The organism is Planktotalea sp., assembly GCF_049680325.1.
Classification (GTDB): domain Bacteria; phylum Pseudomonadota; class Alphaproteobacteria; order Rhodobacterales; family Rhodobacteraceae; genus Planktotalea.
Window position 1 is genome coordinate 1 of record NZ_JBAUHO010000126.1, and the last position, 10,580, is coordinate 10,580.

The 10,580-nt window shown below is 54.0% G+C and carries 11 protein-coding genes; 3 read left to right on the top strand and 8 right to left on the bottom strand.

Annotated elements, in window-relative coordinates; all coding sequences use genetic code 11:
* The coding region (locus tag WBC85_RS05635; RefSeq protein WP_424433836.1) for a transposase at nucleotides 1–307 on the top strand (307 nt) is incomplete at its 5' end.
* 188 nt (nucleotides 308–495) lie between these two features.
* Here WBC85_RS05635 and WBC85_RS05640 read toward each other — a convergent pair.
* From WBC85_RS05640 to WBC85_RS05675, 8 genes are all read right to left on the bottom strand, one after another.
* Nucleotides 496–1,623: a Gfo/Idh/MocA family protein gene (locus WBC85_RS05640; protein WP_424433838.1), complete on the bottom strand. Its 1,128-nt coding sequence runs from the start codon at nucleotides 1,621–1,623 to the stop codon at nucleotides 496–498.
* Between the two features lies 1 nt (nucleotide 1,624).
* Nucleotides 1,625–2,680: a sugar phosphate isomerase/epimerase family protein gene (locus WBC85_RS05645; protein WP_424433840.1), complete on the bottom strand. Its 1,056-nt coding sequence runs from the start codon at nucleotides 2,678–2,680 to the stop codon at nucleotides 1,625–1,627.
* Nucleotides 2,681–2,702: 22 nt separating this feature from the next.
* Nucleotides 2,703–3,824, bottom strand: a complete 1,122-nt coding sequence (locus tag WBC85_RS05650; protein ID WP_424433842.1) for a Gfo/Idh/MocA family protein — start codon at nucleotides 3,822–3,824, stop codon at nucleotides 2,703–2,705.
* The gene (locus WBC85_RS05655; protein WP_424433844.1) at nucleotides 3,817–4,581 is read right to left on the bottom strand and encodes a sugar phosphate isomerase/epimerase family protein; all 765 of its coding nucleotides are present in this window, start codon (nucleotides 4,579–4,581) and stop codon (nucleotides 3,817–3,819) included. The genes WBC85_RS05650 and WBC85_RS05655 overlap by 8 nt, the downstream gene beginning before the upstream one ends.
* A 16-nt stretch (nucleotides 4,582–4,597) precedes the next feature.
* A complete protein-coding gene (locus WBC85_RS05660) occupies nucleotides 4,598–5,677 on the bottom strand; it encodes an ABC transporter ATP-binding protein (RefSeq protein ID WP_424433846.1) in 1,080 nt (359 codons plus the stop codon).
* A gap of 4 nt (nucleotides 5,678–5,681) precedes the next feature.
* A complete protein-coding gene (locus WBC85_RS05665) occupies nucleotides 5,682–6,563 on the bottom strand; it encodes a carbohydrate ABC transporter permease (protein ID WP_424433852.1) in 882 nt (293 codons plus the stop codon).
* A 4-nt stretch (nucleotides 6,564–6,567) separates the two neighbouring features.
* Nucleotides 6,568–7,488, bottom strand: a complete 921-nt coding sequence (locus WBC85_RS05670; protein WP_424433854.1) for a carbohydrate ABC transporter permease — start codon at nucleotides 7,486–7,488, stop codon at nucleotides 6,568–6,570.
* Between the two features lie 88 nt (nucleotides 7,489–7,576).
* The gene (locus tag WBC85_RS05675; RefSeq protein ID WP_424433848.1) at nucleotides 7,577–8,809 is read right to left on the bottom strand and encodes an ABC transporter substrate-binding protein; all 1,233 of its coding nucleotides are present in this window, start codon (nucleotides 8,807–8,809) and stop codon (nucleotides 7,577–7,579) included.
* 145 nt (nucleotides 8,810–8,954) lie between these two features.
* Here WBC85_RS05675 and WBC85_RS05680 point away from each other — a divergent pair, with 145 nt between their 5' ends.
* Nucleotides 8,955–9,980, top strand: coding sequence for a LacI family DNA-binding transcriptional regulator (locus WBC85_RS05680; protein WP_424433850.1), 1,026 nt, complete (start codon nucleotides 8,955–8,957; stop codon nucleotides 9,978–9,980).
* 451 nt (nucleotides 9,981–10,431) lie between these two features.
* Nucleotides 10,432–10,580: Flp family type IVb pilin (locus tag WBC85_RS05685; protein WP_424433856.1), on the top strand; the 149-nt coding region annotated here is incomplete at its 3' end.

A 10,580-nucleotide genomic window follows, 5' to 3' on the forward strand; every position in this document is an offset into this window, starting at 1 on the left:
CGACAAAGCCGTGGGGAAACTGACCAAGGATCGTGACGTACTCTTGGCCTTCTATGACTTCCCAGCCGAGCATTGGAAACATGTCCGAACGACGAACCCAATCGAAAGCACCTTCGCCACCGTCCGACATCGAACGGGCAAAACCAAAGGCTGCCTCAGCCGCAAAACCGGCCTTGCCATGGCGTTCAAGCTGATGATGTCAGCCCAAACCAAGTGGCGCAAACTCGATGGAGCCAACCGCATGCCAGAGATCATCGAAGGGATTGCATTCAAGGACGGGATCAAACAACTTAACCATGCCGCCTAATCACGCCGTCACCAACTTTCGGGCATAGCTCTTCAACAATCGCCGCCTGCTGGAGCATATCGGGAATATCCCGCCAGCTGAAGCAGAGGCAAACTTCTATGCAGCTCTGGAAAGATCAGACATGGCCGCGTAACTAAAATAAATCAGCCTCCGGCAAACCCGGTGCGGTTCACCAAAGTCACACGGTCTTATTCAAGCGTTATCCAGGCTCCACCCTCGCTTGATGATCGCTGGCAGGCATCAACGAAACGTACACCGTCCATGCCCTGTGAAATACCGATTAATGCGTTGTTTGAAGTTACTTGATCCGGCGTCATGATGGCTTCTGCTGCCTCGCGGTAAAGCGTTGCAAAGGCTTCCAGATAACCCTCCGGGTGACCTGCCGGTATGCGTGTGACGGCGCCAGCAGCTGGATGGGCCGACGCGCTCCCGCGTGTGATCTTGCGCGGTGCTTCGCCCAATCTGGTGACCCAAAGGACGTTGGGTTCTTCCTGCGCCCAGCGCAGGGATGCTTTGCTCCCGTAGATGGCCAATGTCAGGTTGTTTTCATTTCCGACGGCCACCTGGCTCGCCCAAATGTGACAGCGACCGCCGCCGCTTAACTGCAGGGTGACGCGCGCATCATCATCCACAGCGCGACCCGCAACATGGGATTGCAAGGTTGCGCTAAGGGACTGCGTGCGAAGGCCTGTGACAAAACTTACCAGATTATAGGCATGTGTCCCGATATCCCCGATCGCGCCGCCGCCTGATTGCGCGGGGTCCGTGCGCCATGCCGCTTGCTTGTTGTCGTCGGCGGGTGTTTCGCTCAGCCAGTCTTGCAAATATTCGGCTTGCACGATCCTAATGTCGCCCAAGTCGCCGTCGGCCACCATCTGACGTGCCTGCCGGATCATTGGATACCCTGTGTAATTGTGGGTCAAAAAGAAGGATGCACGAGAGTTCGCCGCCGCTTCCATCAAATCGTTGGCCTGCGCCAGCGTTGCTGTCATCGGCTTGTCGCAAATCACGTGGATATCCTGCGCCAGGAACGCCTCGGCGATAGGGCCATGCAAATGGTTGGGCGTCACGATTGCGACTGCATCGATCCCGTCAGGGCGTGCGGCCTCTGCCTTGGCCATCTCGCGATAATCGGCGTAGGATCGGCTTGCCGCGATGCCTAAGTCCGAGGCAGACGCGTGCGCGCGCGCAGGGTCCGAAGAAAAGGCACCTGCAACCAGCTCAAAGCAGCCATCGAGCCGGGCCGCAATTCGGTGGACACCGCCAATAAACGCGCCCTGCCCGCCGCCAACCATGCCAAGCTTGAGCGGTGCCATTTCAGAACCCCATCATTTTGCGCAGCGCTGCCGGATCGGATGTGCCGCCGGCAAAATCATCAAAGGCTTTGTCGGTTCGGCGGATAATATGATCCGCGATGAATGGTGCGCCCTCTGCCGCGCCCTGCTCGGGATGCTTCAAGCAGCATTCCCATTCCAGCACGGCCCATCCATCAAATCCATATTGCGTGAGTTTCGAGAAGATACTGCGAAAATCGACCTGTCCATCCCCAAGTGACCGGAACCGACCGGCACGATCCGCCCAGTCGGCATAGCCCGAATAAACCCCTTGGCGCCCCGTCGGATTAAATTCCGCGTCCTTGACGTGAAAGGCGCTGATCCGATCATGATAGATGTCGATGAACGACAGGTAGTCCATTTGCTGCAACAGGAAATGCGATGGATCATAGGTGATCTTGCAGCGCGGATGGCCGTCAAGCGCTTCGAGAAAGCGTTCATATGTGGTGCCGTCGAAAACGTCTTCGCCAGGATGAATTTCGAACCCGAAATCGACACCCTCTTGCTCGTAGATATCCAAGAGAGGTTTCCAGCGGCGCGCAAGTTCCGTGAAGGCTTCCTCAACAAGACCAGCAGGACGTTGTGGCCATGGGTAGAGGTAGGGAAAGGCAAGCGAACCCGTAAAACCCACCGCCCCCTTCAGGCCAAGGTGCCGGGAGGCCTTGGCGACCTTGGCAACTTGATCGACAGCCCATGCTTGGCGACCCTCGGGATTACCATGCAGATGCTCTGGCGCAAAGGCGTCAAAGGCTGTGTCATAGGCGGGATGCACGGCGACAAGCTGGCTTTGCAAGTGGCAGGACAGTTCGGTGATCGTCAGGCCATGCTCGGCGCAAATGCCTGTGACCTCATCACAGTAAGACTTGTTTGTCGCGGCCTTATCCAGATCAAAGATCCGCTTGTCCCATGTCGGGATCTGCACACCCTTATAACCAAGTCCTGCTGCCCATTTCGCAATTGAAGGCAACGTATTAAACGGCGCTTCATCAGAAATAAACTGCGCCAGAAACAAAGCCGGGCCTTTGATCGAATTGCTCATCTTTTTCTCCGTCCTTATTGAGTTATGCGAGCAATGTCCGTGCCTGCTCTGGCCCCAATGGATCGGGGCGCGTGCAGGTCGTTTTCATCGTCATGACTTGCCCCGTTTCACCCGCCTCCAGAATCGCGGTTAGCACTTCAACCACATGGCTCGCAAAGTCAGCGTTGCAGCGATGTGGTATCCCTGCCGCGATCGAAAGCGCCATATCAGCCAAGCCAGCACCACGATAGTTGGCATGCACTTCTTCGAAGTTTGGCACAGCAAACGGATGATCCCATGATTTCGGAACGGCGTCGCCGCTTCGTTCCGTCAAAGTAACCACGCCTCCGAACCAATTTGGATCGGGAATGTTCATTGTTCCTTCAGTGCCGTAAAGCTCCATGATCGGATGGTCGTTTTTCCAAACATCCCAACTGGCGAGCAAAGTGATAATCGCGCCGCTTTCGAACGACAAAATAGCGTGAATTGTCGTTGGCGTTTCAACGGGAACCGTTTCGCCATTGCGCGGACCATTGGAAATCGTGCGCGTGGGCGACGCCGCCCCTGTAAAGCTGGTGACCTTTTTCACAGGACCAAGCAGCTGCACAAGATTACAGATATAGTACGGCCCCATATCAAGGATCGGACCGCCGCCTTTGACAAAAAAGAAATCGGGGTTCGGGTGCCAATCCTCCATGCCAGGGCCCATCACAACGGCAGTCCCAGAGGTCACCTTGCCAATGGTGCCACTGTCGATGATCTCGCGGGCCAATTGATGGCTCGCCCCAAGGAAGGTATCAGGCGCGGACCCGATCCGCAGGCCTTTGGCTGTCGCAATTTCACCAAGTTCTTGCGCTTCAGCAAGGCTCAGAACAAAAGGCTTTTCAGAATAGACATGTTTGCCCGCCTGCAAGATTGCCCGGGATACATCAACATGCGCCGCCGGGATGGTCAGGTTGATGACGAGATCAATGTCATCCGCTGCAAGAAGAGCGTCGACCGTTTCAGCCCGCACACCAAATTCGACGGCGCGCGCGTTTGCGCTGTCCATGTTGATGTCGGCGACCGCGAGGATCGTGTATCCTTTGAACATCGACGCAAGCGTGAGATAAGCCGTCGAAATATTTCCGCACCCAATGATGCCAACGCCCAGATCTTTAGCCATTTATTGTCTCCCACAACGCTTTAAATGCCGCCGCAGATCGTGTTGCATAAGCGATTGGATCGCTTGGTTTGTCGTGCTCCAGCGCGTAAATCAGATCGCTGGACTGCGCATGGCAGGCCTTTAGATATGCCGACCAGTCCAAAATGCCCGCACCAAGATCAGACCAGCCGTCCTGCTCCAGATTAGTTCCCGCTTTGGCGATATCCTTGACGTGAATGGCCGTGATACGGCTGCCGTAGCGCGCAATGTAGTCCAGCGGATCACGCCCCCCGCGCACGATCCATGCGAGGTCCGCTTCCCATTTGATGTCAGGGGCATGCTCCAGCAGAATGTCCATTGGGATGCTAGCGTCCGGAAGTGCGAAAAACTCGAAATCATGGTTGTGCCAGCCAAAGGAAATCCCCTGTTCTGCATAGCGCAGCGACGCTGAATTAAGCCGCTTTGCAAGGTCAATATATCCGTCAGCAGTCGTCGGTCGGTCTTTTTCTTCAAGATAGGGCGCATAAACATGCTGCATGCCCATCGCGCGAACTATGCTCATTGTGGCATCAAAATCCGACTCGATATCGTCCAGCCCCATATGGCCAGACGGCATCGTAATTCCGTTTGCATCCATCGCAGCACGATAGGCTTTCGGGTCGTTGTAAACGCCGCCATAGCCTTCGACTTTTGTAATCCCCATTGCAGGTAGTTTGCTCAATAGTGCGATCTGATCGGCAACATCGCGCATCGAATAGAGTTGAAGTGATACAGTCATTTGAGTGCTCTCAGGATTAGAGACGTGTCTCTGTTTTCATGTCAAAAAGGTGAAGGCGCGCGGCGTCAAAGCCGATGGTCAGGGTTTCGCCTGACGTGAGGCCCGATTGGCCTTCGGTGCGCACACGCACGGATTGGCCCGCGAAATCGACCCAGACCAGCGTGTCCGAGCCCATCGGTTCAACAATATCAATCTCGGCGGGGCCACAGAAAGTGTGCCCTTCAGCGGCCTGCGCCGTCGCTATATGTTCGGGGCGAATTCCAAGCCAAGCGGCACCATCGCGTTGGCCATTGGGCCCGAATTCATAACCAGTGATATCGACGCTAAAGCCGCCGCAGCTAAAGGTGTTCCCTTTGATTTCGCCCTGAAACAGGTTCATCGCGGGAGAGCCAATAAAATCAGCCACATATTTGTTGCAAGGCTTCGCGTAGATCGTTTCAGGGGTATCGAGCTGTTCAATCATACCCCCGCGCATAATCGAAATACGATCGGCCAAAGTCATCGCTTCGACCTGGTCATGTGTCACATAGATCATCGTGTTCTTTAGCTTCTTGTGAAGCCGCTTCAGTTCGACGCGCAAATCCGTGCGCAACTTGGCATCAAGGTTTGAGAGTGGCTCGTCAAAGAGAAACACATCAACCTCGCGCACAAGAGCGCGGCCGATCGCAACCCGCTGACGCTGGCCACCCGAAAGCGCACCGGGCTTGCGTTCGAGCAGCGCTTCAATCTGCAAAACCTCTGCAACACGCGCGACCCGTTTGTTGATTTCATCTTTCGGCACTTTGGCGTTCTTTAGCCCAAAAGACAGGTTCCCGCGCACAGTCATCTGCGGGTAAAGCGCATAGGATTGAAACACCATGCCGATGCCGCGCTCTGACGGCTCTGCCCAGGTCACGTTTTGCCCTTTGATGAAAATTTGACCATCCGAGACTTCCAGAAGTCCTGCAATGCAGTTCAAAAGCGTCGATTTCCCACAGCCCGACGATCCCAATAGCACAAGGAATTCGCCTTCGTGAATGTCGAGGTTGAGTTGCTTCAGCACTTTCACAGCGCCAAAATTGAGGTCGAGATTTTTGATTTCAACTGAGTTTGTCATGTCGTCAGCCTTTGACTGCGCCAGCGGCAATTCCGCGGACAAAAAGTTTGCCTGAGGCAAAGTAAATGATGAGAGGGACCAGACCTGTGAGCAGCGTCGCCGCCATATTCACGTTGTATTCCTTCACCCCCTGGACCGAGTTCACGATGTTATTGAGCTGCACTGTCATCGGGTAAAGATCCGGCTTTGTGTAAATGACCCCGAAAAGGAAGTCGTTCCAGATGCCTGTGACCTGTAAGATAATCGCAACGACAAAGATCGGCAGCGCCATCGGCATCATGATCTGGAAATAAATCCGCCAGAAACCTGCGCCATCTACCCTTGCGGCCTTGAATAGTTCTTCAGGGATCGAGGCGAAGTAGTTGCGGAACAAGAGCGTCAGGATCGGCATGCCAAAGACAGTGTGTACCAGAACCAACCCTGATAGCCCGCCGTAAAGACCGAGTTCGCGCAGCAAGATCACGATTGGGTAAAGCATGATCTGGTAGGGGATAAACGCACCGAGAATGAGAATGTTAAAGAAGACTTCGGAGCCTTTGAACTTCCAGTTCGAAAGCGCATAGCCGTTGATCGAGGCGACAGCGATAGAGAGTGTCACCGATGGGATCAAGATCTGCACAGAGTTCCAGAACCCACGGCTAAGGCCATCGCAATTGATGCCTGTGCAGGCTTGGGCCCATGCTTTCACCCACGGCTCAAATGTGATCTCCACGGGCGGGCTAAACACATTGCCCATCCGAATTTCGGGCATGCCTTTTAGCGAGGTCACAACCATCACATATAGCGGCAGCAGATAATACATGCTGACCATCAAAAGCGTACCGTAAATGAAAATGTTATTGCGCGAAAAGCGGCGCTTCGGCTTGGGGCCACGTGGGCCTGTCATCGCATTATCCACGGTTGGTCCCCTTGAACTGCAAATAGATGTAGGGGATCAATATGATGACAACCGACAACAGCATCATCGTTGACGCGGCAAAGCCTTGGCCAAGGTTTTGCGCCTTGAACATATAATCATAGACATACATTGCCGGAACCTGAGACGAAAGACCCGGTCCGCCAGAGGTTTGAGCAACGACCAGATCATAGAGCTTGATAATGCCGGCGGCGATCAAAACGAGTGATGTGATAAAGACGGGACGCATCATCGGAATGATGACGAGCACATAGGTCTTTATGGTGCCGATGCCGTCAACGCGGGTGGCTTTCCAGATGTCTTCGTCGATCCCGCGCAAGCCGGCTAGCATGATGCACATAATCAAACCCGAGCCCTGCCAAATGCCTGCAATAAGCACGCCAAAAATCACGATGTCGGGGTTGTAAAGCGGATCAAAGCTAAAGCTCTCCCAGCCCCAGCTTCGCACGACGCCTTGAACGCCAAAATCAGGGTTCAAAATCCACTGCCACACAAGGCCGGTTACAATGAAAGACAATGCAAACGGGAAGAGAAAGATACTCCTGAACGTGTTTTCAAAGCGGATTTTGCGATCCAGCAATGCCGCGAGTGTAAAGCCAATCACCAAGGTCAGGACCAGTGAACTGACGCCATACCACATCAGATTCGTGATCGACGTTATCCAGCGGCTACTGCCCCAAAGCCGCTCATATTGATCGAAACCAATGAAGTTTTCTTTTGGCAAAAGCCGCGAGTTGGTAAAGGAATAGACGATTGTCCAAACGGTGCACCCTACGAAAATTACCAATGCAGTCAGGATCATCGGGAGCGCAGCGATTTTTGAGCTTAGATTTCGGGTCAGCCTGTTCGGCTTGCCTTTCGCGGGGCCTTCAAGAGCAGCCTCTTGATTAACCATGGACATCGTGATCCCCCCAGAAATGATTGTGATAACAAAAGTTGCAGTGGCCCACCCATTCACACAGGCGGGCCAAAGACAATCAGGCTTAGTCTGCGTTGTCGATGATTTCAGCGTAACGGGCTTGCGCATCCGCGGCCGACATCGTGTCGCCAGCCCAGAATTCGAGCATCAAATCTTCGATCTGTGTGCTTGTGTCAGCCGAAAGATTCATGTCACCGGACGGGAGGATGTTGCCCGATGCCAAGATGTCCAAGCCTTTTTGCATGCATCGGTTCGCGGCGGCCATATCGATGTCGCCACGAACAGGCAGGGAACCCTTTTTAAGGTTAAACGCCACCTGCACTTCCGGGCTAATCATCAAAGCGGCAAGTTCTTTTTGCGCCGCTGTGACTTCAGGATCGCTGTTAAGAGGGAAATAGAACGCGTCACCGCTCGTATCCAAAACCGCGTTGTTTCCTAAGCCCGGAAGGCATTCATATTCCACACCAGCCGTTTGACCCGCAACTTGGAATTCGCCCTGCGCCCAATCCCCCATGATTTGACCGCCAGCAGCGCCGGTGATGACCATGTTTGTCGCTTGGTTCCAGTCTTGAACATTGCCGTCCTTCGCCATGTCGCGGGCGGCAACTGCGGCTTCAAAGACTTTTGCATATTCAGGACCGGCAGCAACTTCTGCGTTTTTGTCTACGTTAACGGCGCGCCAGGCATCGCCACCTGCAATCGCAACAGCAATCACGCCAAATGCACCAGACTGCTGCCAACCTTGAGCACCCATTGCGAGCGGCAATTTACCAGCTGCACGCATGGCATCAGCAGAGGCTGCAAATTCATCCCAACTTGTCGGGGTTGCGACGCCAGCGTCAGCAAAGGCTTTATTTGACAACCACAACCACTGCCATGAGTGGATGTTTATCGGCACGCAGTAAATCTTGCCATCCAATGTGCAGGCATCAAGCAGACTTGACGGTTTGACAATGTCAGTCCAGCCACCGGCTTCGGCAACATCTGTGAGATCGAGCATGAGGCCTGCCTCGATCAGTTCTTCGGCTTGGCGACCGTGGTTTAGCTGTGTGGCAGCCATCGGATCGCCGCCCAAAATACGGCTAATAATGATAGGGCGTGCGGTACCGCCCGACCCTGCAATTGCGCCGTCCAGCCATGTATTACCAGTCGCATCCCAAGCCTTGGCCAACTCGGTGACAGCCGCAGCTTCGCCCCCCGACGTCCACCAATGCGTGACTTCTAGCTCAACGGCCGATGCTGCGGACGCGCATGTAAGCGCCGTCCCAATCAAAAGGGACTTCAATACATTAGACATTTTTTCCTCCCAGAAATTGCGGAAATTCGCGATAAACCTTGAGATCGCCATCCGTTGTAATCGATTACATAGTGAAATGAGCCCGTTTAACTTGTCAACAACTATTGCAATCGATTACATCACTCCATGTCTGGGATGGGACGCGATGATAGCAAAAACTTCAACACTTCAAGACGTTGCCCGTGTCGCTGGCGTTTCGACGGCGACCGTCTCGCGCGCGCTCTCAAACCCCAACATGGTTTCCGAATCAACGAGACGCCGTGTTTCAAAGGCCGTTGAGGTCAGTGGATACCGCGTAAATCGCGCAGCGCGGAACCTGCGAACCCAGCGTGCACATTCCGTCTTGGTCTTGCTGCCCGATTTGGCAAACCCGTTCTTTTCGACCATTCTGGAAGGCATATCGCTGAACCTTTCGCGCAAAGGCTACTCGATGCTTATTGCCAGCACGAAACAGGTTCATGGCAGCGGCGAGCGATTGGTTGACTACCTCGATGACGCACGTGCCGATGGCATGATAATTCTTGATGGGGCGTTAGAACCAGATGTCATAGCATCCCTGAAAACAGGACAGCAATCCAAGCGAGTTCTCTTTGCTTGTGAATGGATCGAAGAGCAGGAATTTCCATCCGTTCGCAGCGAAAACCGCCGCGGCACGAAGGCCGCTGTGCGCTATTTACACGATATCGGCCATCGTAAAATCGGCCATGTGACTGGCCCGGAAGGCAACGTGCTGATGCAAGCGCGCAAAGACGCGTTTGTCGAAGAGATTGCAACGCATCAGTTAGAGCAACACCCGGAGTGGATCATTCCCGGTGACTTTTCGCTGGCTGCAGGCTGCCGGGCTGCAAACGCGTGGATCGCGTTGGAAAATCGTCCAACGGCAATGTTTTGTGCCTCCGATCAGATCGCTATGGGGTTTATCTCAGAATTGTCGCGGCGCAACTTCAAAGTCCCCGACGACGTCTCTGTGATGGGCTTTGATGACATCGATCTCGCTGAACAATTCATCCCTCCGCTGACGTCAATGCGGCAGGACAGATTGCTCTTGGGCGAGACGGCTGCTGCAATGCTCCTGGAACGGCTCGAAAGTCCCGAAGGCACAGGCTCCGAACACGCCGCGGTCATTCCGGTGTCGCTCATCATTCGAGGAAGCACGGCTGCGCCGCGATGACAGCTTAAGCCTCAATGCCCGCGAGAATCGTTCGTTCCCGACTGTGAAACTGGACATAGGCGAACCAATAAGTCTGCCATTTGGTAGCTTATAAACACTCGAACCTGGGCCGTTTTCCTACCTGTTTCAGCATTTCAACAAAACGCTTCACCTAAGTAACGTATCGTTCTCCTTTTACTTGAGAACGACACCGGCCCTGCCCCCGTCAGGCCAAGATGCTATTATTAAACAATAAAATCAAAGCGCAATGCGCAGCCTAAAACCAGACACAGCGTCCAGCGGGCCTGAAGCGCTATCATACGTCGGTATGATGACGCTCAGACCTTAGGTGCATGGGGAAAATATCATTCCTCTGACCGATAGAGCCAGAGCTGCCCGCATGGTTTTGATGTTTTCAGCGCCGAACCAATCAGGATCGGAAGCACAACACAAACATCAAAGGAACGAACACATGTACAATCTGGTAACGTCTAAAATCGCACTTTCCCTCGCATCTTTTTCTCGTGACGAGAATGGCGCGACTGCAATTGAATACGGTCTTTTCGCAGCGCTCATCGGCGCGGTCATCGTGGGCTCTGTTGTGACGCTTGGCACAAGCAC

Coding starts and splice junctions, on each gene's coding strand:
- WBC85_RS05675 (WP_424433848.1), bottom strand. CDS start 8,809: ATGTCTAATGTATTGAAGTCCCTTTTGATTGGGACGGCGCTTACATGC.
- WBC85_RS05660 (WP_424433846.1), bottom strand. CDS start 5,677: ATGACAAACTCAGTTGAAATCAAAAATCTCGACCTCAATTTTGGCGCT.
- WBC85_RS05650 (WP_424433842.1), bottom strand. CDS start 3,824: ATGGCTAAAGATCTGGGCGTTGGCATCATTGGGTGCGGAAATATTTCG.
- WBC85_RS05670 (WP_424433854.1), bottom strand. CDS start 7,488: ATGGTTAATCAAGAGGCTGCTCTTGAAGGCCCCGCGAAAGGCAAGCCG.
- WBC85_RS05665 (WP_424433852.1), bottom strand. CDS start 6,563: ATGACAGGCCCACGTGGCCCCAAGCCGAAGCGCCGCTTTTCGCGCAAT.
- WBC85_RS05680 (WP_424433850.1), top strand. CDS start 8,955: ATGATAGCAAAAACTTCAACACTTCAAGACGTTGCCCGTGTCGCTGGC.
- WBC85_RS05645 (WP_424433840.1), bottom strand. CDS start 2,680: ATGAGCAATTCGATCAAAGGCCCGGCTTTGTTTCTGGCGCAGTTTATT.
- WBC85_RS05640 (WP_424433838.1), bottom strand. CDS start 1,623: ATGGCACCGCTCAAGCTTGGCATGGTTGGCGGCGGGCAGGGCGCGTTT.
- WBC85_RS05655 (WP_424433844.1), bottom strand. CDS start 4,581: ATGACTGTATCACTTCAACTCTATTCGATGCGCGATGTTGCCGATCAG.